Origin of the sequence: Actinoallomurus liliacearum (assembly GCF_039542035.1) — a bacterium.
Taxonomy (GTDB): Bacteria; Actinomycetota; Actinomycetes; order Streptosporangiales; family Streptosporangiaceae; genus Actinoallomurus; species Actinoallomurus liliacearum.
Genome location: NZ_BAABHJ010000039.1, coordinates 203,560 through 227,439 on the forward strand (window position 1 = coordinate 203,560; position 23,880 = coordinate 227,439).

Sequence of the window (23,880 nt, forward strand, 5' to 3'; positions counted from 1 at the left end):
GGTCGCCAAACCGGCTCAAAACAGACACTGGGCGTTCCCGGTGGAACCGAGAACGCCCAGGTCAGGACGGGTGCGCCGCCAGGGACTTGAACCCCGAACCCGCGGATTAAGAGTCCGCTGCTCTGCCAATTGAGCTAGCGGCGCTTGCGACGTCCGTAACTCTAGCAGCCCCCTTGCCCTAGTTGCGAATCGAATGATCCGCCGCCCGTAAGGCCAGGTCAGCGAGGCCGGCGGCCGGCCCGCCAGAGGGTGATGGCGGCCGCGCGCGAGCCGACCTTCAGCTTGCCGTAGATGCGGTTCACGTGGTTCTTCACCGTCTTCTCGCTGAGGAACAGCTCCCGGGCGATCTCGCCGTTGGAGCGGCCGCCGGCGATCAGGTCCATGACCTCGGCCTCGCGGGCGGACAGGTCGAGGTCCGCGCGGCCGGCGTCGCGGAAGACCTGGAGGAGTTCGCGGGCGGTGAACCGGTCGGGGGTGAGGTGGCCGGTGGCGCCCTCGCGGAGGGCCGCCGACGCGGCGGTGGGCTCGTTGCAGACGACGAAGACGCGCGCTCTGCGGCTCAGAGGGGCCGCGTGGGCCGCGTACTCCGGGCCGAGGATCACCAGGTCGGGTCTGAGGCGTTCGGCGGCCTCCAGGGCCTCTCCTGGCGCGGTGGGCTCACCGGGCTCGTTCACCACATCGAGCTCGTCGCTGTCCTGCAGCAGCGAGATCAGGGCGGGGTCGCCGTCGACGACCAGGACACGTAGCGGCAGCGGACCGTCGGAACTCATCCTGCCTCCGGGGGACGCGGTCACGCGGGGGCGTGAGCCGGGCGGTGTCGGAAGGGAGACGAAGGTCGTGGGGCACCGGAAAAGGGCGACGGCCCCGGCGCGTGTGCGCCGGGGCCGTCATCATGGGGTGAGTGAGGGGACTTGAACCCCCGACACCCAGGACCACAACCTGGTGCTCTGCCAACTGAGCTACACCCACCATGTCCGCACGAGGCGGCTTGATGAAGTGTAGCGGTTCTCGGGACCTCATCGGTCACCGATATTCGTCGCGATGGCGCGGGCCGTCTCCGAGTCGGGTCCCGGTTGGGGGACGAAGATCGCCTCGCGGTAGTAGCGGAGTTCGGTGATGCTCTCGGTGATGTCGGCGAGGGCGCGGTGACCGCCCTTCTTCTCGGGGCTGGCGAAGTACGCCCGGGGGTACCAGCGGCGGGCCAGCTCCTTGATCGACGACACGTCGATCATGCGGTAGTGCAGGTGGGCGTCCAGGGCGGGCATGTCGCGCGCGAGGAAGGACCGGTCGGTCGCGATCGAGTTGCCGCACAAGGGGGCCTTCTTCACCCCGGGAACGTGGGTGCGGACGTACTCGAGGACGCGGTTCTCCGCCTCGGCCAGGGTGATCCCGCCGGGCAGCACGTCGAGCAGTCCGGAGGTCGTGTGCATGTCGCGCACGACCTTCGACATCTGCGCGACGGCCTCCTGGGGTGGTTTGATCACCAGGTCGATGCCCGCGTCGAGGATGTTGAGCTCACTGTCGGTCACCAGGGCGGCGATCTCGATCAGCGCATCGCGCCGCAGGTCGAGCCCGGTCATTTCACAGTCGATCCAGACCAGCCGGTCGTTCATGACCTTCACCATAAGTCCTGTCAGGATACTTTGAGTGAGGTCAGCAGCAGATCCAGGTCTCCCTGGTGCTTGTGGCTGTCGGGAATCGAGACGTAGAACTCCGCCGGCGCCTGGCCGTTCCCGCGGTCGACCATCATGATCGCGGTCGTCTCCGCGCGGAAGTTCCAGCCCTGCGACTTGGCCTGGGGGAAGGTGAGCCGCATCTTCAGGAGCCAGCCTTGGTGCCCGCCGACGGACTGGGCCGCGGAGGACAGGATCTGGTAGGTGTGCGCGGGGTAGGCCGACGGCTCCAGCGCCACGAACAGGGCCTTGGCCTTCGCCTCCATTGAGGTGGAGGTGGTGTCGGTGTTCACGCCGCTGTAGGCGCTGGCGACGTACGGCTGGCCGTTCTGGAAGTTCGCCATGACGATTGCCGTCTCGCCTTGGTCGAAGCCGAGCCTGCCGAGGCCGCCGGTCGCGGTGACGGTGTCGGCGCGCCATCCTCCGCCGAGCCGGGGATAGGAGATCCCCGCTTGGGAATCGGTGAGGGTCGCGACGACCGGGGATCGGCCGCTCTTGTCGTTCCCGCCGCCGAAGACGTTCGTGGCGAGGAGGACCGCCACGACCGTGATGATGATCACAGCGGCGGCGCCGCCGCCGATCAGGAGGGGGAGCCGGTTGCGACTCCCCGGGGCCGGTGGGCCGGGCGGGGACCACGCCGAGGGGACCGCCTGCCCGGGGCCCGTTCCCGGCCAGGCCGGAGCGGCTCCCGGGCCGGTCTCCGACCATGCCGGAGCCGCTCCCGGACCCGCCTCCGGCCATGCCCCCGGGGCTCCCGGGTTCGTCTCTCCCCAGGTCGGGGGCGTGTCGCCCCACGCCTGCGTCGCCGGTCCGCCGGCGCCGGGATCGCCCCACGCCCGCGTCGCCGGTCCGCCGGCACCGGGTTCGGCGCCCTCCTGAGGAGCGGGTCCGCCCGTACCGGGCGGGGGCCCGGCCGGCGACGCGCCGTCCCAGGACGCCTGGGGGTCGCCGCCGAGAGGATGGGTGTTCTGGGTCCACTGGTAGCCGTCCCACCAGCGCAGAAGTCCCGGATCGCCGAACGGATCGCGGTACCAGCCCGCAGGAGTCATGCGGTCAGGGTATGTGGCTCATGTCACTATTCGGAATACCTGATTCCCGGCCGTAGCCGAGGGTCGGGGACCGGTTCGCCGAGGGTCTCCCGGACCGGGAGCACACCCGCCCAGACGTCCAGCGCGTAGTCCTCCTCGTCGTCGATGGGCGGCGCCTGGCGGATCTTCACCGACGCCTCGTCGAGCGGCAGGGCGAGGATCGCGGTGGCGGCGAGTTCCTTGCGCGTGGGATGCCGGGCGACGTCCCAGCGGCCGGGCGTCATGTTCTCGACCACGGCCCGCAGCCCGGTGAGCTTCTCCTCCGGGTCGGTGACGTGCCGGGGGCGGCCGTAGATCACGGCGCTGCGGTAGTTGATGGAGTGGTTGAACAGCGAGCGGGCCAGGACGAGTCCGTCCATGTGGGTGACCGTGACGCAGATCTCATGGTCCGCGCGGAGGCTGACGGCGCCCGTCGAGCCGTGGAGGTAGAGGGTGTCCCCGTCGCGGCCGTACCCGGTCGGCAGGACCCGGGGGGATCCGTCGATGATCACGCCGAGATGGCAGATGCGGCCGTCGTCCAGGACGTCGTACAGCTCCTGCCGGTCGGTGGCGGCGCGGTCGGAGTGGCGGCGGACGCGCGTGCGCTCGGTGGCGGAGAGCGCCGGTACGCGGGGAGATGCCTCGAGCGGCGGCGGAGTCGTCATGGCCACGACGGTAGGGTCGAAGTGGCCTGACGGGTATGGCCACTTCTCAGCGGGAAACGGGAACCACTTTGTCGCGGGACCACTTCGACCTGCCCCTCGTCGTCGATCGCGACGCCGGGACGCCCCTCAGCGTCCAGCTCGGCGGGCAGTTGCGCGCGGCGCTGAGCGAGGGACGGCTGAAGGCCGGCGAACGCCTTCCCTCGAGCCGGGCGCTGGCGTCCGCGCTCGGCGTCAGCCGTACCGTCGTCAGCGAGGCGTTCGAGCAACTGTACGCCGAGGGCTGGATCGAGGGCAGGCACGGATCGGGCACGTACGTCGCCGACATCGCCCCGCCGAGCGGCGGGCTCCTGCGCGCGGCCCGGCCGGTGGCGGCCGACCCGGCGCCGGCCGGCGAGGCCGCGATCGACCTGCGGCCGGGCGTTCCCTGGGTGCACGGACTGGACACGCCCGCGTGGCGGCGCGCCTGGCGGCTCGCGGCGACCGTGACCCCGGCGGGCCGGCCCGACCCGCGCGGCCTGCCCGGCCTGCGCGCCGCGCTCGTCGACTACCTGCGGCGCAGCCGCGGCGTCACGTGCCCGGTGGGCCGGGTCCTGGTCACGAGGGGCGCGACGCATGGCCTGGACCTGCTCGGCGCGGTGGTCCTGCGGCCCGGCGACCGGGTCGGCGTCGAGGAGCCGGGCTACACCAAGGCCCGCGCGACACTGGCGGCGCGCGGGGCGGAGGTGGTGCCGTGCCCGGTGGACGCGTCGGGGCTGATCGTCGACGCGCTGCCCGACGGGCTCCGCATCGTGTACACGACCCCCTCGCACCAGTACCCGCTCGGCGGCCGGCTGCCGGTGCCGCGCCGTCAGGCGCTGCTGGCGTGGGCGCGGCGCAACGGCACGCTGATCGCCGAGGACGACTACGACAGCGAGTTCCGGTACGACGTGGCGCCGTTGCCCGCGCTGTACGGGCTGGACCCGGAGGTGACGGTCTACCTCGGCACCACCTCGAAGACACTGGCGCCCGACGTCGGCGTCGGCTGGCTGGTGGCGCGCCCGGACCTCGTCGCGGCCATCACGGACCTGCGGGAGAGCGTCAACGACCGGACGGCGGTGGTCCCCCAGGAGGCCGTGCGCATCCTCCTCGAGCGCGGCGACCTCGACCGGCACGTACGGCGGATGCGGACGGAGTACGCGCGGCGGCGGGCCGCCGTCGTGGCGGCCCTCGGCGAGTTCCCGCTGCTGGGGGACACCGCCGGGTTGCACATCGTCGTCGAGTTGCCGCCGGACGCGGCGGCATGGGTCGTCGAGCGCGCGGCGGAACACGGCGTCCTGCTCGCCACGCTGGACCGGCGGTTCGGCGGACCGCCGTCCGTGCACGGCCTCGAGATCGGTTACGGCTCCGCCACGGAGGCCCAGGTCAAGAGCGGCTGTTCGCTGGTGCGTGCGCTGGTCCGGGAGGCTCTATCCGGTCCGGCGCGTGCAGCCGCCGGCTGAGCAGCGCGTCGGGGTCGGCCGGGGCGGTCTCCTCACCGGGTGCCACCCGAGGCCGGGGAATTCCCACGGGCGCGTCCGGGCCGGTGATCTTCTGAGTGTCGATCCGGCCGGGATCCGAGGAGATCGACCCGGGTACCTGGGACGCGCCGTAGTACCCGCCGCGCGCCCAGGGCCGGCGCCCGCGGACGGCGTCGTACGCCTCCGGCCGGGGCAGCGGCGGGCCGGCGGGCCACCGGCGGGGCACATGCCAGCCGTCGAGCCAGCCGACGATCCGCTCCAGGCCCTTCAGGGGACCGGTCGTGAACGGTTCGCGAGCGAACCCGACGACGACGATCTGAAAGCAGGCCCGGCCCTCGCGGCCCACCTCGTCGGGAAGGAGTTTCGCGGCCCGCGTGGCGGGCACCATCTGCACGATCTCGCCGGTCCAGGGGTTCCATACGAGGTGGGCGCTGCGTCCTTCCTGCTCCAGACGCTGGGCGACCGAGCGTGCGGAGATCCGGCGTGGGTCGGTTTCGCTGGTGTGCCAGACCGCACGAGGCGCGCCGCCCTTGGGCGATCCACCGTCATGCGCGGTATGCAGGCGTCCGGCGCCAGGCAGCCATGCGTCGGCCACGGTCTGTTCCTTCCATCGGGTCGGATTGTTGCCCGGATGGTGTTGCAGTGGGCTGGGAGCTTCGTCCCATTCAGGGAGCGTTTCGGGGGAACGGTCACCTTTCTAGTTCCTGATACCCCAACGGGTCGATTGCCTACCCCTGGTGACTCTTCGCTACTCGCCCCGGCCGGATCCGGCCGGGGCGGGGGCGATTGGCGTCCATCTACCGAGTCGCGTTCTAATAGGCGCTGTGTGGCGCGCGACCGGCCGGGACGAGCGCCATGGACCGAAGTGGAGGGGCCCATGACCGAGCAGGTGGCCGGTGTTCCCGGGATCGACGTCCCCCGGCTGTCGTCCTGGCTGACGGACAACCTGACCGGCGGCGACGTCCCGATCACGGGCATCGACATGCTCGCCGGCGGCCGCTCCAACCTGACCTACCTCCTGCGGCTCGGCGACCGGCGCGTCGTGCTGCGCCGCCCGCCCCTCGGCCACGTGCTGCCCACCGCCCACGACATGCGCCGGGAGCACACCGTGCTGTCCGCGCTGGCCGGCAGCGACGTCCCGGTGCCCACCCCGCTGGCGTTGTGCCTGGACGAGGACGTCATCGGCGCGCCCTTCTACGTGATGGAGCACGTCGAGGGCAGGGTGCTGCGCACCGTCGAGGACGCCGCGGACGTCACGCCCGAGCAGGCCCGCGCCCTGAGCGAGCGCCTGGCGGACGCGTTCGCCGCCATCCACCTGCTCGACGTCGACAAGGCCGGGCTCGCCGGGTTCGGCCGTCCCCAGGGCTACATGACCCGTCAGCTCGCCCGCTGGCGCAAGCAGTGGGACGCCTCCTTCTCCGCGGACCCCACCGCCGGGGACGACGTCCGCGCGTCGTACGAACGGCTCGTCGAGCGGCTCGCCGCGCGCCTGCCGGGCGACGGGATCACCGGCCTCGTCCACGGTGACTTCCGCCTCGACAACGCGCTCGTACGGCTGGCGCCCGAGCCCGAGATCGCCGCGGTCGTCGACTGGGAGATGTCCACGCTCGGCGACCCGCTGTCCGACCTCGGGCTGACGCTGGTGTACTGGACCGATCCCGGCGACGACGAGCGCGAGGCGATCCCGGTCGGCTCGACGGTCACGACCGCGCCCGGTTTCCTGTCGAGCCGGGAGTTCGCCGACCGCTACGCCTCGGCCACCGGCTACGACCTGGCCGACCTGGACTTCTACGTGGCGTTCGGCTGCTTCAAGCTGGCCGTGGTGCTGGAGGGCATCCACGTCAGGTACCTGCAGAAGGCGACGGTGGGCGAGGGCTTCGACCGGATCGGCGAGTCCGTGCCGATCCTCCTCGACCGCGCCCACCGCACCCTCGACGAGGGCTGAGCCACCGCTCCGGGCCTCGCGGGCCGACTCGAGGGCCGGGGTCAGGGCTCGGGGGTCTCGCCGGCGTGCAGCCGCTCGGCGAGCCCGGCCAGCAGCGTGAGCGTCGCCCGATGCAGTCCCGGACCGAACGTCACCCGGCGCACCCCCAGCTCGCCGAGCCGGGCGAGGGAGGGCATGCCGGGCCGGTACAGCACGTTGAGCGGCGCGGGGATCCGGTCGGCGAGCTTCGCGATCGTCTCCTCGTCGGAGACCATGATGACGAAGACGCCGTCGGCTCCCGCGCCGAGGTAGGCGAGGGCGCGGCCGACGGCCTCTTCCAGGCGTTCGGCGTCCGACGCGCCGGGCAGCACCCCGTCGGCGTACGCGTCGACCCGGGCGTTGATGAAGAGGTCGCGGTCGGCGTCCCGCAGCGCGGCGATCCGCTCGGCCTGCGCGGTCACGTCGGCGAGGGTGCGGCCCGCGTCCGGTGCTCCGTGCACGGTGTCCTCGAGGTTGCAGCCCGCGGCGCCGGCGTCGCACAACCGGGCGGCCAGCTCGGCCGGCGGCAGTCCGTACCCGGCCTCGGCGTCGACCGACACCGGAACGTCGACACCGCGGGTCACGCGACCGGCAGCGGCGAACATCTCCTCATGCGGCGCCTCCTCCCCGTCGCCGTACCCGAGGCTCGCGGACACCGCGTGGCTCGCGGTCGCGATCGCGGGGAACCCGGCGTCCACGAGCACGCGGGCGCTGGCGGTGTCCCAGGCGTTCGGCAGGATCAGGGGAAGGCCCCGGTCGTCCGGGCGCTCCTCATGCAGGGCGCGTAGCAGCGCCTTCTTGGCAGGCAGGTCCATGAGGTCGACCGTACGGGCCCGGCCGCGCCGCCGGTATGGCCACTCGGCGGCGATTGCCGGGGACCACCCGGCGGCTCAGTAGTAGCAGTGCCAGGTGACGTACGCGACGTCGCCGGAGGAGAAGTACACCGAGCCCTGCCGACCGGACCGGCACCCGCCGTAGTGGCTGACCGTGAGGTAGGTGCGCGTGCCCGCGGCGAGGGTGCCGCTGCCGCCCGTGCTGACGTTGCCGCTGGTGCCCGCGACGGACCAGGTGACCGAGCCGTTCTGCGCGTACAGGCCGATCTGGCACTGGTCCTCCCCGTAGTTCATGTCGCACCCGGAGACGACGAGCCTGCCCGGCTGCGGCTGGGAGGGGGACGTCGGGTGGTGCGACGGGTGGGCGGGGGGCCTGGAATGGCGGGTCCGCGCGGCGGTCGTGCCGTGCGTGGACTTCGTCGGCGTCGGGGTCGGCGTGGGCGTGGGCGTCGGTGTGCTCGTCTTGGCGGTCGGCGAGGAGCCCGCGGAGTGCGAGGTCATCGGGCCGTCGTCCGTCGGGGAGCCGCCCGGAGCAGCCGCGGCGGCGTGGCTGTCGGTGGGCTGCTCGCCGTTCGAGTCGCCCGACCCGGGGGACACGAGCAGGAAACCGCAGAGGACCAGGACCGCGCAGGCCGCCGCGGCGGCGACGACCCACACGGGCGAGGCCTTGCGTCGTTTAGCGGGCGGCGGCTCGGCGGCGACCGGCGGCGGCGGGGCGAAGCGCATCGCGATGGTCGCCCGGGTCTGGGCGTGCTCCGGAGAGAACGCCGTGGCCAGGACACGCCCGCGCAGGTTCGTGGGGAGGACGGCGACGGGCATGGCCCGCAGCAGCACGTCCACCGCGACCTCGCGGTTCACGCGCAGGGCGCAGATCGGGCAGCCGTCGATGTGCCGGGCCAGCGCGGTGCACCGCTCCGCGTCGAGCGGCTCACCCGGCGGCCCCGCCAGGGCCGGAACGCTCGGGCAGTCCTCCCGGCCGGTCGCCGCGACGACGACCGCGGCGAGCGCCTCGTCGACGTCGGCCCGCGCCTGCTCGACCAGCGCGGACGCCTCTTGCGGCGTCGTTCCCAGCACCTCGGACAGCTCGTGCGGGTCCAGCTCGTGCCGTACGGCCAGGTCGAGGGCCTCGCGTTGCTGAGGGCCCAGCACGTGGAGCGCGCCGCGCAGGAACTCGAGGGTTGCCGCGTCCAGGCCGTTCGCGACGCCGGCCTCCGGCGCCGGCCGGCGCTCGGCCGGGAGCTCGCCGTGCGCCAGGCGGCGCAGGCAGTCGGCGCGCGTCGTCGCGTACAGCCAGCCCCGGAACAGCCGGGGGTCGGGAAGCGCGCCGATGCGCTCCCGGACCGCGATGAGCGAGTCGTGCACGGCCTCGGCGGCCGCGTCCTCGTCGCGCAGCAGGACGTGGCAGTAGTCGAAGAGCCGGTCAGCGTACGCGGAGTAGAGCTGCGCGATGGCGTTGGTGTCCCCGGCGTCGAGTGCCCGTGCCAGCCGCTGGTCCTCGGCCCTGTCGATCCTCGGCCACCCGGCCACGTGCCCCTCCCCGCTGGTCGGTTCGTCCCCCAGTGCCCAGAAGTCCCAGGCGTAACGTCAGTTCCCGAATACTGCCACTAACGCGGGCCTTATGACCGCCTTCTGCCACGAAAGTGCTCATACTGACTACGCTTCGCCGCCGGTTCCGGTGCGGGAGTTCCTGTGGAGCGTGACCGAAACCCGGTTCGGGAAGGCGCGGGACCGTCCGGGGCGATGCGGGGCCGTTCGGGGATGTACGGGGCCGTTCGGGGCCGTTCGGGGAGGTGCGGGGTGCCCGGGACCGGCGGGTGTCAGCAGTTCCAGTGCACGTCGGCCGACGAGCCCGAGGCGAACTTCACCGCGCCCTTGTCCTCGAAGACGCAGAAGTCCTTGTAGTCGCGGGCGACCGGCACGTAGGCCGACTGTCCCGCGTCGAGGTCGCCGGCGCCGCCGGCGCTGATCCCGCCCTGGGTGCCGGTGACGGCCCAGTGCACCGGTCCGCCCTCGGCGGTCACCTTCACCTTGCAGTGGCCGGTGTACCGCATGTCGCAGCCGGCCACGGCCAGTGTCCCGGAGGCGGGAGGCTGCGCGGAGGCGGTCGTCGGGACCGGAGTGGTGCGTTCGGGGTGGCCGGCGGTCCGCAGTGGTTTCGGCGTCCTGCTCTTCTTCGGGGTGGGCGTCGGCGTCGGAGTCGGCGACTCGTCGGACCTGCTCGGTGACGGACCGGCCGGGGACGACGCGGACGGATCGTCGCTCGGTGAGCCGCTGGGCGGCGCGGCGGCGGCCTGGTCGCCGGAGTTCGCGTTGCCGCCCGAGCCGATCAGCACGAGGAGGATCCCGCCGAAGATCAGGACGCTGCAGGCGGCCGCTCCCAGCGCCACCCACATCCCGGCCCTCCTGCCCGGCCGGTCCTCTTCGAGCTCGTGACGCGGCGCCGGCCGGGGCTGGTCGAAGCGCGTCGCGATCGTCATCCGCAGGTCCGCGTACTCGGGCGTCACGGTGCCGAGCACGCGCGCCCGCAGGTCGGCCGGCACGGCCGCGATCGGCATCGTGTGCAGCAGCCGGGCGGTCGCCACCTTGCGGTTCGCGCGCAGGCCGCAGATCGGGCAGCTCCCGATGTGGCGGGCGAGCCGGCCGCAGGTCTCGGCGTCCAGCGGCCGGCCGGCCGGGCCCGCCAGGCCGGGCACGCTCGGGCAGTCGTCCCGCCCGGTCGCCGCGACGACCACGGCGGCGAAGGCGTCGTCCAGGTCGTTCCGGGCCTGTTCGACGAGCGTCACCACCTCCTGCGGCGTCGCGCTCAGCACCCCGGCGAGCTCGTCGGTGTCGAGCTCGTGCCGTAGCGCCAGGTCGAGCAGCTCGCGCTGGGCGCTGCTCAGCACCATCAGCGCCGCGTGCACCAGCCGGCGGGTCGACTCGTCGGTCTCCACCCGGCCTTCGGCCTCCCGCGCCTTCCGCCGGTCCTCGGGGATCCCGGTCTCGGCGCGGCGGCGCAGGCACTCGGCGCGCGTCACGGCGTACAGCCAGCCCCGGAACAGCCCGGGGTCCGACAGCGCCGAGATCCGCTCCTGCACGATGATCAGGGAGTCGTGCAGACCCTGGGCGGCCAGCTCCTGATCGCGGAGCAGCACATGGCAGTAGTCGTACAGCCGTTGCGCGTACGCGTCGTAGATCCCCGCCATCGCGGTCGGGTCGCCCGCCTGGAGAGCTTGTGCCAGCCGCTGGTCATCAGCCCTGTCGTTGGTCGGCCACCCGGCCACAGATCCTCCCGCTGCTCGCCTGCCAAAGAAGACACAGACGCCCCACTGGCGTCTTCGGTTCACGCATCCTGCCATCGATCATCCGGGGATAGGCCGGTTTGGTGGCAAAAGCGGCAAAGCAGGCAACGGTGAGTAATCGATTTCTGCGATGTGCGAGAGATCTTGACGCTGAGTGATCGGTCTCGTCAGGACCTCAGCTCCGGGAAGTCCTCCTCCCGGAACTCGCCGGCGCGTCGGTCCGCGCCCTCCAGCCCCCGCAGTTCGACTCGGCGGATCTTCCCGGAGATCGTCTTCGGCAGCTCGCCGAACTCCAGTCGGCGCACCCGCTTGTACGGGGCGAGCCGCTGCCGGCAGTGGGCGAGGATCGAGCGCGCCGTGTCGGCCGTCGCCTCGTGACCGGCCGCCAGCGAGACGTACGCCTTCGGCACGGCGAGCCGCACCGGGTCGGCGGCGGGCACCACGGCGGCCTCGGCGACCGCGTCGTGCTCCAGCAGCACGCTCTCCAGCTCGAACGGCGAGATCTTGTAGTCCGACGCCTTGAAGACGTCGTCGGTGCGCCCCACGAATGTGACGTAGCCGTCGGCGTCCACGGAGGCCACGTCACCGGTGTGGTAGTAACCCCCGTCCATCGCCTCGTCGGTCCGCCCGGTGTCGTCGCGGTACCCGGCCATCAGCGCGACCGGGCGCTCGGACAGGTCGATGCACACCTCGCCCTCGTCGGCGGGCCGTCCGCTCACGGGGTCGATGAGCGCGATCCGGTACCCCGGCAGCGGGCGGCCCATCGACCCGGGCTTCAGCGGCTGCCCCGGGGAGTTGCCGATCTGCGCCGTGGTCTCGGTCTGGCCGTAGCCGTCGCGCACGGTGAGACCCCACTGTTCGCGGACCTGGTCGATGATCTCCGGGTTGAGCGGCTCGCCCGCCGCGACGGTGATGCGCAGGTTCAGCCGCCAGGACCGCAGGTCCTCCTGGATCAGCATCCGCCACACCGTCGGCGGCGCGCAGAACGTCGTCACCTCGCACCGCCGCATGACCTCCAGCAGCGTGGGCGCGCTGAACCGCGCGTAGTTCAGCACCAGCACGCACGCGCCGGCGTTCCACGGCGCGAAGACGTTGCTCCACGCGTGCTTGGCCCAGCCGGGCGAGGAGACGTTCAGGTGCACGTCACCGGGGCGCAGGCCGATCCAGTACATCGTCGACAGGTGCCCGACGGGGTACGACGCGTACGTGTGCTCGACGAGCTTCGGGCGGGCGGTCGTCCCGGAGGTGAAGTACAGCAGGAGCGTGTCGCCGGCGTGCGTCGTCGTCCCGGTCCCGTCGTACGGCTCGTGTCCGTAGGCGTCGCCGTACGACAGCCAGCCGTCCGCCGTGCCCACGCAGATCCTCGTCAACTCGCCCGTCAGACCGGCGAACTTGGCCGTGTCGGCCGCCCCGGTCACGACGTGCGAGACGCCGCCCCGGGCGACCCGGTCGCGCAGGTCGTCGGGGGTCAGCAGAGTGGTCGCGGGGACGACCACGGCGCCGAGCTTCATCGCCGCCAGCATCGTCTCCCACAGTTCGACCTGGTTCCCGAGCATGAGCAGGATCCGGTCGCCCCGCCGTACTCCATTGGCCCGCAGCCAGCCCGCCACCCGGCCTGACCGGTCCGCGAGCTCGGCGAACGTCAGCTTCAGCTCCGAGCCGTCCTCTTCGACGATCCACAGGGCGGGACGGTCGGGGGTCTCCGCGGCGAGTACGCCGTCGAACCAGTCCAGCGCCCAGTTGAACCCGGCGACCTCGGGCCACTGGAACTCACGGTAGGCGGTCTCGTAGTCTTCGGCGTTCGCCAGCAGAAAGTCGCGGGCGGCTCGGAATGCGGCCACGTCAGGAGTCATGTGGCGCATCCTGGCACTCCAGTCGCCCGTTGTGTAAGGACCCGATCACTCCCAGATCGGATTTTCCCTCCGACGCGCGCGTCAGCAGGTCCAGGACAGCGTGACCGCGCCGTTCGGGGTGAAGGTGACGCCCGACTGCTCGACCGGAGTGTCGGCCGCGCAGGCGGTGGCCGTGTCGGCCGTGGCGGTGAGCGTCGCCATCCGCCCCATCGTGAGGGTGCCGCCGGTGGGACCTCCGAGCGTGACGTACGGGCCGTGGCCCGCCGTCCAGTGCACGGTGCCGCCCCGGGCGGTCAGGGTGATGGTCTTCGCCTCGCCCGAGCCTCGGGCGGCCACCACGAGCGTGCCGGGGACCGGCCTCGGCGACCTCGTTCTCCGGGTGTGCGTCGGCCTGGGCGCCGGCCTCCGCGTGGTCGCCGTCGGCGTCGGGGTGGGCGTCCTGCTCGTACGGGTCGGTGTCGGGGTGGGCGTCGTACTGCTCGGCGTCGGGTCGGGTGAGCCGGAGTCGTCGGCCGACGGGCTGTCGGACGGGGAGGCGCCCGTGTCGGCGGCGACCGGGCGGCGGGAGTCCCCCGACGGGTGCTGGGCGGACGAGCCGCCCGTGACGAGGAAGATGGCTCCGGCGACGAGGAGGACGCACGCGGCCGCGCCCACGGCCGGCCACAGGCGGGGAACGCCCCGCCGGTCCTCGTCGTGGGCCGGCCGGACGTGGTCCAGGCTGGTCGGCCAGCCCCAGGCGTCGAACGGCTCCGCGCGCCGCGCGATGCGCGACCGGGCCTCGGGCAGGTCGGGGGCGGTCGCCAGCGTCAGGACCGCGTCGCGCAGCCCCGGGGGGAGCGCGGCCACCGGCATCACCTGCAGGAGCCGGTTCGTCGAGACCTTGCGCTTACGGCGGTCCCGGCAGGTCGGGCAGGAGGCGATGTGGCGGATGAGCTTGCGGGACACCTCGGGCGGCAGCGGCCACTCGTGCTCGTCCACCAGCGCCGCGACGCTCGGGCAGTCGCCCCGCCCCGTACGCGCGATGATCGCGGCGGCGAGGGCGTTGTCGAGCTCGTCGCGGGACTCGGCCGTCAGCTCGAGGGCCTCCTGGGAGGAGATCCCCAGGACGCCGGCCAGCTCCTCGGCGGCCAGCTCGTGGCGGACGGTGAGGTCCACGGCCTCGCGGTGACGGCCCGGCAGTCCGGCCAGCGCGCTGTGCACGAGCCGCCGGGTCTCGAGGCGGCGGTTGCGTTCCTCGGTGTCGAGGAACGCGTCGTCGGCCTCCTCGGCGGCCGGGTGCCGCTCCTCGGGCGTCTGTGGGTCCCGCAGTCGCCGCAGGCACTCGTTCCGTACGAGCGCGTAGAGCCAGCTGCGGAACCGCTCCGGCTCCCGCAGCCTGTCGATGTGCGCGAGCGCGGCGATCAGCGAGTCGCGGAGCGCCTCCGCCGCGAGATCCTCGTCGCGCAGCAGCGCGTGACAGTAGTCGAACAGGCGTGGTGCGTAGATGGTGTATATCTGGGCGAGCGCGCTGGCATCGCCGGTGCGCAGCTCCTGCGCCAACCGGCGGTCATCGACGCGACCGAGACTGGGCCAACCGGCCACAGCGACCTCCCGGAGGTGTGGTGTCGGACGCGCCCCCGGAGATTTGAAGGAGGCCCGACGCCCCGCTCCCGTCGGGCCTCCGTAAAAGAGACGCCGCGTGGGCGACGTTGGTTCACCGGATTCTCTGGAGAATCTGGATTTTTTTCGCCCGGCTCGGCGTTCCAGCGCGCCGAGCCGGGTTTGCGCAGGTCAGTGACACTCCGGCGCGCAGATCCGGCGCGCCACCGTCTCCAGGAAGATGCGCTGGATCTCCTGTGGCTTCATCGCCTGGTACGCCGCGCCGTCGGTCTCGGCGGCGATCTTCTGCATGGAGGCCATGTCGACGTCCGGGCCGAAGCCGATGAAGATGAGCATGACCGGCGCGTTCGGGTCGTTCTCCTTCTTCAGCGTCCGCAGGAGAGTGCTCAGCGAGATGCCGTTGTCCTTGTCGTTCTTGCCGTCGGTGAACACGAGGACGGAGTTGTAGTAGCCGGGCTTGTACGTCTTCTTCATCGACCGGTACGCCGCCAGTACCGAGTCGTACAGCCCCGTGTTGCCGTCCGGCTTGGGCCGGAGGCGGCCCAGCGCGCTCAGGATGGCCTGCCGGCGCGTCCCCGATCCGAGCCGGGTGGACAACGGGCCGATCGGCACCTCGGTCCGGTAGTCCTGGTTCCCCTTGAGGTTCGTGGAGAACGTCCACAGCCCCAGGTCGCTGTCGTCGGGCAGCAGCGCCAGGCCGCCCTGCGCGACCTGCGCGGTCGCCTCCATCCGGGTGACGCCCTTGCCGACAGGCTGCGCCATGGACCCGGACACGTCGAGCAGCGTCAGCATCCGCGTGCGCAGCGACAACTTCGCCCAGGCCTGTACGACGCCCGTGACGTCGCTGGAACCCGGCGTCGGAAGCGCCCGGGGAATCCGGGGGCTCAGCCCGCTCGCGGACGCGAACCCGGTGCCGGCCCTCCCGTCCGGGGTGCGGAACCCGAGGGCGCGCACCGCGGCGTGCGCCTGCTCGGTGCTCATCGCCTTCTCCAGCACCTGCGCCGCGCGGACCTTCGTGTCGTCGTCCGTGGTCAGGGTGTAGGGATGGTCGAGGCTGAGCATGCCCTCGTTCGGATAGATGGCGCTGGCCGGCGTGCCGGGCCTGCCCCGGTTGTACTTCCAGACCGCCTGCTCCGGGGCGATGACGACGGGCGCCCGGCCGTGCAGGTTGCGGTGGAAGGTGGCGAACAGCGCCTGCGTGTTGGGGGAGAGGCTGTTCTGCACCTTCCGCGCCATCTGGGTGAAGATCGCGTTGGCGTTCGGGTCGCCCTGCAGCAGCATCCGGGTCATGACGACCGCGCCGAGCCCGCCGGCGTTGCGCGTCGGGTCGAGGATCTGCAGGTGGACCGAGTTCGCCGGGAGCATGTCGTTCTTGCTGACCGCGCCGGCGGCGAGGGCGTCGGTGGCCTTGAGCAGCATGTCCCAGGTGGGGCGGACGCCCTGACCGCTGAGCTTGTTGGCGAAGCCCCGGGTGGTCGCCACGACGAGCGGTGTCTCGGCCACGCTCGTCGGCGTGCTGTTCACGCTGGACGCGCCCTTGGGCGAGCTGCGCACGAGCGTGACCCACAGCGATGAGTCCGGGATCCACACATCCGGCGTCACGTCCCCCGGCACCGTACCTTGGCCGGACAGGATCGTGGTCGTGCCGGCAGGGTCGGCGGCCTTCACCGTCGCCTTCACGCACTTGCCGTCGACGGAGTGCCGTTCCCGGTTGAACGAGTTGGTGATGTCGCTGACGGCCGGGGCGATGTCGGGCGCCGCGACGACCTTCAGGCTGATCGAGGTGCCGCCGCACTTGCTGCCGTCGGCGAGCGCGTAGACGCCCGCGCCGAGCAGGATCGCCAGGCCGATCGCGCCGGCGAGAGGGCCGATCAGCGCGCCGATCGTACGGCGGCGCTGGGCGCGGCGGCGTCCCGTGCCGGGAGTGGAAGGCTGCGGCCGGCCGTCGTCGGACCCGCCCGCCCCCGCGTCGCCCCACCCCGAACCTCCGTAGCCGGATCCTCCGGACCCCGAACCTCCGTAGCCCGCTCCGCCGGATCCCGCACCACCGGAGCCGGCCCCGCCGGGCCCGCTCCCGCCCGGACCGCGGTCCTGCCCGCCCGCGCCTTGGCCGGCCCCGTAGCCGGACCCGGCGCCGCCGTAGCCGGAGCCGCCGCCGTACGCGGAGCCGTCGCCGTAGCCCGAACCGCCTCCGGAGCCGGCCAGGCCGCCGCCCTGCCTGCCGAAGAACCCGCCGCCCGGGACGTAGGAGGAGGAGTCGTACGAGCCTGTGCCGTAGCGGTCACGCTCGCCTGATCCGGGGTTGGAACCGGGAGCGGTGCCGTAGCGGCCGCGCTCGCCGCTACCGGGGTAGGAGCCGGTGCCGCCCGAGCCTTCGCTACCGGAGTAGGAACCGGTGCCGCCGGGGGCGCCGCTACCGGGGTAGGAGCCGGTGCCGCCGGTGCCGTACCCGCCGGCCGTGTCGTACTGCGAATCAGCCGGCGCGGATGAGCGCGGCGCGAAGGGACTCTGGCCGGCATCGGGAGTCTGGTTCCCGAAGGGACGGCCGCCTCCCGACGGTCGATAGGGCTGGCCGTCGCCGGGCGTGTCACCCGGGGGCAGGTCATTGCGACGACGTCGGCTCACAGCTGTCCCATCTCGCGGCCGGAAGGGATGAGTGTTAGAGCGGAACTGTAGCGGTCTTCGCAATTGGTAACAAAGATGATCATTTCGTGCGATGTCGCAGGTCATCGCCAGTAAAGATCATTTAGATACTCGCCAGTATCGCCCTCCGGTGGCCGGGTTCGGCCGACGGGCAGGTGCTCGCCGTCGCCTCACCCAGGTGAACACGGCCGTCGGTGAACGCCTCCATCCGTCCGTTGCGCCGATTCCCGGCGGGCGGCGCGCGTTCCGTCGGCCGCCGCACTCGCCCGCCGCTGACCGGTCCTGTCAATGCGCTCGTCAACTCGTCGGCCCGTCCCCATCCGCTCCGTCGAGGCCCCTTACCGCCCGATCCATCGCGCGCCGATTCCGCCGCCGCGCCGCACCGACGGCCCCGGCGCGCCACGAGGCCGATCAGGATGCCGCGGCCGGTGCCGATCCGGTCGGTGCGCTGTTCGCCGGCCGGCGAACAGCGCACCGCGCTCGCCCAGGCGCGGCTGCGTTCGGGCGGCCACTCTGTGCCCCGGATTTTCGTCGCGCTGACCACCGAAATCCTCGGCAGAACGGCCACCTCGATGTTCGTTGCCGCGCGTCGTCGTTCCGCGTTCAGCGCGATCGGGCAAAGTGGAGGAGAACGGTACGGGTACGGGGGAGGCGCACGGATGACTGACTCGCTCACGGCATCGGTGACCGACCCCCCACAGATGCGCCGCCGGCGATGGGCGATCGTCGCGCGGATCCTCGTCGGGTGCTTCGCGCTGTGGGCCCTCGCACGTCTCTTCGGCGCCGACCGGATCGGTCCCCTCACAGCGCTGCTCATCCCGGCGATGGCCGCCGTGCCGTACGCCTTCGCCGCGATGGTGCTCCCGCTCATCGTGGCCGCCGTCGTCCGGGACCGGGTGGCGTTCGTCGCGGCGGTGGCCGTCACCGCGCTGTTCGCCGGAATCGTGCTGCCACGCGCGGTCGCCGGGGACACTCCGCGCGCGAGCGGGCCCGAGCTGCGGATCCTCGCCTCGAACCTGCGGTTCGGTGAGGCGGGCGACGCCGGCCTCGTCGACTTGGCCCGGCGCACGCGCGCCGACATCCTCAGCGTTGAGGAGTTCACGCCGGAGGCGGCCGCTCGTCTCGACGCGGCGGGGATCGGGCGCCTCTTCCCGTACCGGATCCTCGACCCGAAGCCCGGCGCTGCGGGCATCGGGCTGTACGCCCGGTACCCGCTCACCCCCTCGCCCGTCCGGGGGACGATGTCCGCGATGCCCAGCGCGACCCTCGCCGTGCCCGGCACCGCACCCGTGCGCATGACGGCCGTGCACCCGCCGGCCCCGCTCGGGTCGGACATCAAGACCTGGACGCACGACCTCGCGCGGGTGCCCGACGCGACCCCCGGCGGCCAGGTCGGGATTCTCGCGGGCGACTTCAACGCCACGCTCGACCACGCGCGGCTGCGGCAGATCATTCACAGCGGGTACGTCGACGCCGCGGACGCCAGAGGACAGGGCCTGGTGCCGACGTTCCGGCCGTGGCCGCCCATCACCATCGACCACGTGCTGGCCGACCGGCGCTGCGCGGTGCTGCGGGTCAAGATCTATGGGCGGTCGCGCAGCGACCACCGGGCACTGTTCGCCGTCCTGCGGCTGCCCTGACCGGCCGGGGCCGGGCGACCCGCCCCGCGCCGTTCCGGCGGAGGGCGCCCGCGATACTGAGGCCATGGCCCGCCTGATCCCCGTCACCGACCCCGCCGACCTGCGGCTCGCCGACTACACGCGGCTGCGCGACGTGAACCTGCGCAAGAGCCTGGAGGCCGAGCACGGCCTGTTCATGGCCGAGGGGGAGAAGGTCATCCGGCGCGCCGTCGCCACCGGCTACCCGGTGCGGTCCCTGCTGATGGCCCGGCGCTGGGTGGAGCCGCTGTCCGACGTGGTCGGCGACGCCCCCGTCTATGTCGCCGACGACGAAGTGATCGAGGCGGTCACCGGGTTCGCGGTGCACCGCGGCGCCCTGGCCTCGATGGAACGCCTGCCCCTGCCCTCGGTCGCCGCCGTGCTGGCCGGCGCCCGGCCCGCCAGCCGACACAACGACGACGCCGGTCACGGCTACGCCGGTCACGGCTACGCCGACCAGGGCGGCGGTGGTCAGGACGGCGGTGGTCAGGACGGCGGTGGTCAGGACGGCGGTGGTCAGCGCGACGACGGTCAGGGCGACGACGGCGGCGGTGGCGAGCAGGACAGCGGCGGCCAGGGCGGCGGCCAAGGTGACGGCGGTCAGGGCGGCGGGCGTAGCCGGCCGGGCGGAGTTGCGCGCGGCGAGGTGCTGGAGGTCGGGGGTCTCGGGAGCGCCGGGCTTGCCGATGGTGGTGGTCGGGAGGGTGGGCGTGTCCGGCCGGGCGGGCGTACCTCCGACGGCGTGCCGGAGGGCGGCGGCGAGGGGGGTCGTCCCGGTCGGGGCGGGCGGCCGCAGCGGATCCTCGTGCTGGAGGACCTGGTCGACCACGGCAACGTCGGGGCCATCTTCCGCTGCGCGGCGGCTCTCGGCGTCGATGCCATCATCCTGTCCCCGCGGTGCGCCGACCCGCTGTACCGGCGGTCGGTGAAGGTGTCGATGGGCGCGGTGTTCGCCATCCCGTACGCCCGGATGACGGACTGGCACGACGGCCTCGCCGAGTTGCGCGACGCCGGCTTCACGTTGCTCGCGCTCACCCCGGACCAGTCGGCCGTCCCGCTGCAGAAGGCGCCGATGGGGGAGCGGGCCGCCCTGCTGCTCGGCACGGAGGGCGACGGGCTGTCCTCCCGCTGGCTGCGGGAGGCCGACCATCCGGTCTGCATCCCGATGAGCGCCGGCGCGATGGATCTGGGCGTCGATTCCCTGAACGTCGTGGCCGCCACGGCGATCGCCTGCCACGAGCTCATGCGCGGCCGGTAGTCCCGGTCATGATCCCTGGCGTTCGCTGCTTCTAGAGGGCAGCGAACGCCAGGGATCATGACATCGCGGGCGCCACACCGCGGGCGTTGAGCCTCGGGGCGGGCGAAACGCTCGGTGAAGGTGCCCAACGGTCAGGTGGTTCGGCGCGTGACGTCCGGGATCGTCCGGCGGTTCGCCCGCCCATCACCGAGCGTTTCACCCGGGAGGGGTGGACGCGGAGTCGTCAGTCCGAGACCTCGCGGCGGTCCTCCCGTGCGCCGATTCGGTCGATCTCCTGCTCGGCCCACTCGGCCCAGTCCCGCTGGGTGGCGGTGAAGCGCAGCCCCCATTCGAGGGCGAGCAGGCCGTAGACCGACAGCGGATCATCGCCCTGCGTCACGAACTCCCGCAGCTCGGCGAGGGCCCGGTGCCGCTGGTCCGCGACCTCGGCCCGGCTGTGGAGGTAGGACCGGGCCTCGTCGGGGTCGAGCACGCCGAGGAAGAAGACGCGCAGGAGCATGTCGCTCCGGTTCACCTGCGCCGGCTCGACCTCGGTCATCCAGTGGTGCAGCTCGGCCCGGCCGGCATCGGTGATCGCGTACTCCTTGCGACCGCGCGGGCCCTCGGCGGCGACGGCGACGAAACCGGCGTCGGCGAGCCGGCCGAGCTCGGCGTAGAGCTGGCTCTGGGTGGCCGGCCACACGTTGGCGAGCGAGATCTCGAAGATTTTCAGCAGGTCGTATCCGCTGGCGGGGCCTGAGGACAGCAGGCCGAGTACGGCGTGACGGAGACTCATGTCTCGAGCCTACATTCCACTGTTGACATGTCGCCAGTGGAGGTTCTACTTTCGACATGTCACAACAGGAACGTTACTAAGGAGCCTTCGGTGCTCGGCTACCTCCGCACCTTCCTTCCCTGGATCGCCTTCGCCGTGATCAGCACGCCGCACGACTCGCGGTACGGCGCGCTCGTCGGCGCGGTCCTGGCGGCGGTCCTCCTGGCAGTCGACCGCCGGGCCGGCAAGCCCTGGGACGCGCTCATCATCGAGGCGACCTCGGTCGCGTTCTTCGGCGCGCTGGCCATCGCGGCGTTCACCGTCACCAAGGCGCCGCTCGGCGCGTACGGATCGGCCGTCTCCGACGAGTGGCTCGCCCTGGTCGCGTGGGGCTCCCTGGCCGTGCACCGGCCCTTCACTCTGGGCATCGCGCGGACGATGACGCCGCCGGAAGTGCACGACAGCCCGCTGTTCTACCGGGTCAACGCGGTGATCACGGCCGTGTGGGCGGCGGCGTTCACCGTGACGGGCGCCGTGCTGGCGCTGCTGGTCCAGGTCGCCCCGCACGCCACGACCCTCGTCATCCTCGTCAAGGTCGCCGGCTTCGTCCTGCCCGCGCTGTTCACCGCCCGCTACCCCGCGGCCGTCGCAGCCCGCCACCGGCCCGTCGCCCAGTGAGCGGATCGGCCCGTACCCCATCACCCGGCGAGCGCGCCGGCCGCACGGCCGGCCGAGACGGAGACGACGATGAACCTTCCGGACTACCTCAGCGGGCTCAAGGCCCCGGTCGCCGACGAGACCGACGCCGTCGACCTGCCGGTGACCGGCGCGCTGCCCGCCGACCTGACCGGCCGTTACTTCCGCAACGGTCCCAACCCGCTGCCCGGCCGCGACCCGGGGCACTGGTTCGGCGGCGACGGCATGCTGCACGGCGTACGCCTGCGCGACGGCCGCGCCGAGTGGTACCGCAACCGCTGGGTCCGCACCCGCAAACTCGAGGGAGCGCGCTTCGTCGGGCCGGAGGGGGTCGACCTGACCGCGACACCGGCCAACACCAGCGTCATCCGGCACGCGGGCCGCATCATGGCGCTGGTCGAGGTCGGCCTGCCGTACGAGATGACGCCCGAACTGGACACGATCGGGCCCTGCGACTTCGGCGGCCGGCTGACGACCGCCATGACCGCCCACCCCAAGGAGGAGCCGGTCACCGGGGAGCTGCACTTCTTCGGGTACGGGTTCGTGCCGCCGTACCTCACCTACCACCGGCTCTCCGCGACCGGCGAGCTGGTGGAGAGCCGGGTCGTCGACGTCCCCGGACCGACGATGATCCACGACTTCGCCGTTACCGAGCGGCACGTGCTCTGGCTCGACCTGCCCGTCGTGTTCGACCTGGAGCTCCTCGGCTCCGGCATGCCGTACCGCTGGGACGAGACGTACGGCGCGCGGCTCGGCGTGATGCCCCGGGACGGCGGCGCCACACGCTGGTACGACATCGACCCCTGTTACGTCTTCCACGTCGGCAACGCGTACGAGGACGCGCGCGGCCGGATCGTCCTGGACGCCGTCCGGTACGCCCGCGGCGGCTTCGCCGCCCTCTGGCCGGGCATCGGCGGCACCCCCGACCCGGCCGCCTCGGCCGCCGCGAGCGGCGGCGCGTACCTGCACCGATGGACGCTGGACCCCGCGACCGGCGCACTCAAAGAGGAGCCGCTGGACGACCGTAACGTGGAGTTCCCGACCTTCGACGAGAGCCGGCTGGGCCGGTCCAGCCGCTTCCTGTACACGGTGACGGACGACGCCGTCGTCAAGTACGACGCCCGCACCGGCACCTCCCACGTCCGCGACGTGGGCGGCGTGCCCGGCGAGGCGGTCTACGTGCCCGCCCCCGACGCGAGCGCCGAGGACGACGGCCGGCTGCTGTCCATCGTCACCGACCGTTCCGGCGACGGCTCGGAGCTGCTCGTGCTCGACGCCGCCGACCTGGAGTTCGTCGCCTCCGTACGGCTGCCGCGCCGCGTGCCGATGGGCTTCCACGGCCGCTGGCTCGAGGACTGACGGCTCCGTTCTCTCCAGGGACGGGAGCCGATCCCCGGCGGGCCGAGCGCGTCCGACCGGTGCGCCGGCCCAGTGGCCGGGCGAAAGACTCGGCAAAGCCGCCGCCGACCCGGCGATTCACCGGGAATGAGGGAAACCGCCGGGCGGCCCGTACACCTTTCCCGAGCCTTTCGCCCGCGACCCCGCCGTACGGGCAACGCGAAACGGCCCGGCCCCGACGGAGTCGTCGGGGGCCGGGCCGGTCGTGCGTCGAGAGCCGCGGTTCAGTGGGCGCGGCGCGTGCCACCGCGAGGCTTGCGGTGCGTGCCCTTCGGCTTGGGAACGGCCTTCGCGTTCCGGTTGGTCGCCTTGCCGAGCCGCACCTGGGTGAGCAACAGCCCGAACGCCACCAGTAGCGCGGCGAGCCACGCGGCCTGCGTGCTGGCCAGCTTGTCGAACGTCAGCTCGTTCGCCCCGTCGGCGGCGTTCTGCATCGACTGCGAGTTGCCGGCGTTCTCGAGGAGCGGCGCGGTCGACGGCACCTGATTCGGCTGGCCCTGCGCCTGGTTCTGCTGCCCGACGTTCGGCAGCACCGCGTTGTTCTGCGGCGCCGTCTGCGGCGTGGTGTTCCCCCTGGACGTCGTCCCGGAGTTCAGGTTCCCCGACGGAGTCGTCGTCGAGCTCGACCCACTACTACTCGACCCGGACGACCCGCTACTACCGCTGCTCGACCCGCTGGAGTTCGACGGCTTCGCCGACGCCTTCGGCTTCTTCACCGAGAAGGACAGGGTCTTCTGGATGGCCTTGGCGTTGTCGGCGTCGACATACGCGTAGATGGTGGCCGTACCGTCCTTGGCGTTTGAAGGAACGGTGACGGTGACCGCAACTCGCCGACTGAGGCTGAGATCGCCGACCTTGTAGGTCCGGTTACCGGAGCTATCGCAGACGACCTTCGAGCGACTGTCGCCGCCGACCGTGAGGACGACCGCCTTCGCCGTGATCACGGAGGCCGTGACGTAGACGTCCATCGAGTACGTGGAGCCAGGGCGTCCAGGATTCGGGCGTGACCCGGCGAACTTCACGTCCAGCTTCGCCAGCGAGGG

The 23,880-nt window shown here is 72.5% G+C and carries 19 protein-coding genes, 2 tRNA genes and 1 pseudogene; 6 read left to right on the forward strand and 16 right to left on the reverse strand.

Annotation, left to right across the window (positions count from 1 at the left end; genetic code table 11):
• Positions 1-71: 71 nt before the first annotated feature.
• The 6 genes from ABD978_RS38410 to ABD978_RS38435 form a co-directional block, all read right to left on the reverse strand.
• Positions 72-144 (reverse strand) — tRNA-Lys (locus ABD978_RS38410).
• A 74-nt stretch (positions 145-218) separates the two neighbouring features.
• Entirely contained in the window at positions 219-770 is a 552-nt protein-coding gene (locus tag ABD978_RS38415; RefSeq protein WP_345365633.1) for a response regulator transcription factor, read from the reverse strand.
• Between the two features lie 123 nt (positions 771-893).
• Positions 894-969, reverse strand: a tRNA-His gene (locus ABD978_RS38420).
• A gap of 47 nt (positions 970-1,016) precedes the next feature.
• The gene (gene orn, locus ABD978_RS38425) at positions 1,017-1,613 is read right to left on the reverse strand and encodes an oligoribonuclease (protein ID WP_345365635.1); all 597 of its coding nucleotides are present in this window, start codon (positions 1,611-1,613) and stop codon (positions 1,017-1,019) included.
• A gap of 20 nt (positions 1,614-1,633) precedes the next feature.
• Positions 1,634-2,722, reverse strand: coding sequence for a DUF2510 domain-containing protein (locus tag ABD978_RS38430; protein WP_345365637.1), 1,089 nt, complete (start codon positions 2,720-2,722; stop codon positions 1,634-1,636).
• A 26-nt stretch (positions 2,723-2,748) separates the two neighbouring features.
• On the reverse strand, positions 2,749-3,405 hold the full coding sequence (locus tag ABD978_RS38435; protein WP_345365639.1) for a pyridoxamine 5'-phosphate oxidase family protein: 657 nt from the start codon (positions 3,403-3,405) through the stop codon (positions 2,749-2,751).
• 35 nt (positions 3,406-3,440) lie between these two features.
• Here ABD978_RS38435 and pdxR point away from each other — a divergent pair, with 35 nt between their 5' ends.
• Positions 3,441-4,883 (forward strand): MocR-like pyridoxine biosynthesis transcription factor PdxR, encoded by a 1,443-nt coding sequence (pdxR, locus tag ABD978_RS38440; RefSeq protein ID WP_345365641.1) that lies wholly within the window; start codon positions 3,441-3,443, stop codon positions 4,881-4,883.
• Here the strand turns inward: pdxR and ABD978_RS38445 are convergent.
• Complete coding sequence (locus ABD978_RS38445) at positions 4,807-5,496, reverse strand: hypothetical protein (protein ID WP_345365643.1); 690 nt, start codon at positions 5,494-5,496, stop codon at positions 4,807-4,809. The genes pdxR and ABD978_RS38445 overlap by 77 nt on opposite strands.
• Before the next feature lie 282 nt (positions 5,497-5,778).
• Here ABD978_RS38445 and ABD978_RS38450 point away from each other — a divergent pair, with 282 nt between their 5' ends.
• A complete protein-coding gene (locus ABD978_RS38450) occupies positions 5,779-6,846 on the forward strand; it encodes a phosphotransferase family protein (protein ID WP_345365645.1) in 1,068 nt (355 codons plus the stop codon).
• 41 nt (positions 6,847-6,887) lie between these two features.
• Here the strand turns inward: ABD978_RS38450 and ABD978_RS38455 are convergent, their stop codons facing one another.
• The 7 genes from ABD978_RS38455 to ABD978_RS38485 form a co-directional block, all read right to left on the reverse strand.
• Positions 6,888-7,679: an isocitrate lyase/PEP mutase family protein gene (locus ABD978_RS38455; RefSeq protein ID WP_345365647.1), complete on the reverse strand. Its 792-nt coding sequence runs from the start codon at positions 7,677-7,679 to the stop codon at positions 6,888-6,890.
• 75 nt (positions 7,680-7,754) lie between these two features.
• Positions 7,755-9,224 (reverse strand): sigma-70 family RNA polymerase sigma factor, encoded by a 1,470-nt coding sequence (locus ABD978_RS38460; RefSeq protein ID WP_345365649.1) that lies wholly within the window; start codon positions 9,222-9,224, stop codon positions 7,755-7,757.
• 290 nt (positions 9,225-9,514) lie between these two features.
• Positions 9,515-10,960, reverse strand: coding sequence for an RNA polymerase sigma factor (locus ABD978_RS38465; RefSeq protein ID WP_345365651.1), 1,446 nt, complete (start codon positions 10,958-10,960; stop codon positions 9,515-9,517).
• Between the two features lie 185 nt (positions 10,961-11,145).
• Complete coding sequence (locus ABD978_RS38470; RefSeq protein WP_425550813.1) at positions 11,146-12,831, reverse strand: AMP-binding protein; 1,686 nt, start codon at positions 12,829-12,831, stop codon at positions 11,146-11,148.
• Between the two features lie 81 nt (positions 12,832-12,912).
• On the reverse strand, positions 12,913-14,370 hold the full coding sequence (locus ABD978_RS38475) for a sigma-70 family RNA polymerase sigma factor (protein ID WP_345365655.1): 1,458 nt from the start codon (positions 14,368-14,370) through the stop codon (positions 12,913-12,915).
• A 231-nt stretch (positions 14,371-14,601) separates the two neighbouring features.
• Positions 14,602-17,055, reverse strand: a complete 2,454-nt coding sequence (locus tag ABD978_RS38480; RefSeq protein WP_345365657.1) for a substrate-binding domain-containing protein — start codon at positions 17,053-17,055, stop codon at positions 14,602-14,604.
• A 121-nt stretch (positions 17,056-17,176) separates the two neighbouring features.
• Positions 17,177-17,641: a hypothetical protein gene (locus tag ABD978_RS38485; protein ID WP_345365659.1), complete on the reverse strand. Its 465-nt coding sequence runs from the start codon at positions 17,639-17,641 to the stop codon at positions 17,177-17,179.
• Positions 17,642-17,732: 91 nt separating this feature from the next.
• Here ABD978_RS38485 and ABD978_RS38490 point away from each other — a divergent pair, with 91 nt between their 5' ends.
• Both ABD978_RS38490 and ABD978_RS38500 read left to right on the forward strand, forming a co-directional pair.
• Positions 17,733-18,713 (forward strand): endonuclease/exonuclease/phosphatase family protein, encoded by a 981-nt coding sequence (locus tag ABD978_RS38490; RefSeq protein WP_345365661.1) that lies wholly within the window; start codon positions 17,733-17,735, stop codon positions 18,711-18,713.
• An 811-nt stretch (positions 18,714-19,524) separates the two neighbouring features.
• Positions 19,525-19,989 (forward strand): annotated as a pseudogene (locus ABD978_RS38500) (TrmH family RNA methyltransferase); the annotation flags it as partial.
• Positions 19,990-20,212: 223 nt separating this feature from the next.
• Here ABD978_RS38500 and ABD978_RS38505 read toward each other — a convergent pair.
• Complete coding sequence (locus tag ABD978_RS38505) at positions 20,213-20,764, reverse strand: PadR family transcriptional regulator (RefSeq protein ID WP_345365663.1); 552 nt, start codon at positions 20,762-20,764, stop codon at positions 20,213-20,215.
• A 90-nt stretch (positions 20,765-20,854) separates the two neighbouring features.
• On the opposite strand from ABD978_RS38505, the gene ABD978_RS38510 reads away from it, so the two are divergent.
• Positions 20,855-21,421, forward strand: a complete 567-nt coding sequence (locus ABD978_RS38510; RefSeq protein ID WP_345365665.1) for a hypothetical protein — start codon at positions 20,855-20,857, stop codon at positions 21,419-21,421.
• A 69-nt stretch (positions 21,422-21,490) separates the two neighbouring features.
• The gene (locus tag ABD978_RS38515; RefSeq protein WP_345365667.1) at positions 21,491-22,798 is read left to right on the forward strand and encodes a carotenoid oxygenase family protein; all 1,308 of its coding nucleotides are present in this window, start codon (positions 21,491-21,493) and stop codon (positions 22,796-22,798) included.
• A gap of 263 nt (positions 22,799-23,061) precedes the next feature.
• Here ABD978_RS38515 and ABD978_RS38520 read toward each other — a convergent pair whose 3' ends face one another.
• Positions 23,062-23,805 carry a hypothetical protein gene (locus tag ABD978_RS38520; protein WP_345365669.1) on the reverse strand — a complete coding sequence of 248 codons (744 nt, stop codon included), beginning with the start codon at positions 23,803-23,805 and terminating at the stop codon, positions 23,062-23,064.
• Positions 23,806-23,880 lie beyond the last annotated feature (75 nt).

Excerpts from the sequence above, each read along its gene's own strand:
- ABD978_RS38415 (WP_345365633.1), bottom strand. The coding sequence starts at position 770 with ATGAGTTCCGACGGTCCGCTGCCGCTACGTGTCCTGGTCGTCGACGGC.
- orn (WP_345365635.1), bottom strand. The coding sequence starts at position 1,613 with ATGAACGACCGGCTGGTCTGGATCGACTGTGAAATGACCGGGCTCGAC.
- ABD978_RS38430 (WP_345365637.1), bottom strand. The coding sequence starts at position 2,722 with ATGACTCCTGCGGGCTGGTACCGCGATCCGTTCGGCGATCCGGGACTT.
- ABD978_RS38435 (WP_345365639.1), bottom strand. The coding sequence starts at position 3,405 with ATGACGACTCCGCCGCCGCTCGAGGCATCTCCCCGCGTACCGGCGCTC.
- pdxR (WP_345365641.1), top strand. The coding sequence starts at position 3,441 with ATGGCCACTTCTCAGCGGGAAACGGGAACCACTTTGTCGCGGGACCAC.
- ABD978_RS38450 (WP_345365645.1), top strand. The coding sequence starts at position 5,779 with ATGACCGAGCAGGTGGCCGGTGTTCCCGGGATCGACGTCCCCCGGCTG.
- ABD978_RS38455 (WP_345365647.1), bottom strand. The coding sequence starts at position 7,679 with ATGGACCTGCCTGCCAAGAAGGCGCTGCTACGCGCCCTGCATGAGGAG.
- ABD978_RS38470 (WP_425550813.1), bottom strand. The coding sequence starts at position 12,831 with ATGACTCCTGACGTGGCCGCATTCCGAGCCGCCCGCGACTTTCTGCTG.
- ABD978_RS38490 (WP_345365661.1), top strand. The coding sequence starts at position 17,733 with ATGACTGACTCGCTCACGGCATCGGTGACCGACCCCCCACAGATGCGC.
- ABD978_RS38505 (WP_345365663.1), bottom strand. The coding sequence starts at position 20,764 with ATGAGTCTCCGTCACGCCGTACTCGGCCTGCTGTCCTCAGGCCCCGCC.
- ABD978_RS38515 (WP_345365667.1), top strand. The coding sequence starts at position 21,491 with ATGAACCTTCCGGACTACCTCAGCGGGCTCAAGGCCCCGGTCGCCGAC.
- ABD978_RS38520 (WP_345365669.1), bottom strand. The coding sequence starts at position 23,805 with ATGGACGTCTACGTCACGGCCTCCGTGATCACGGCGAAGGCGGTCGTC.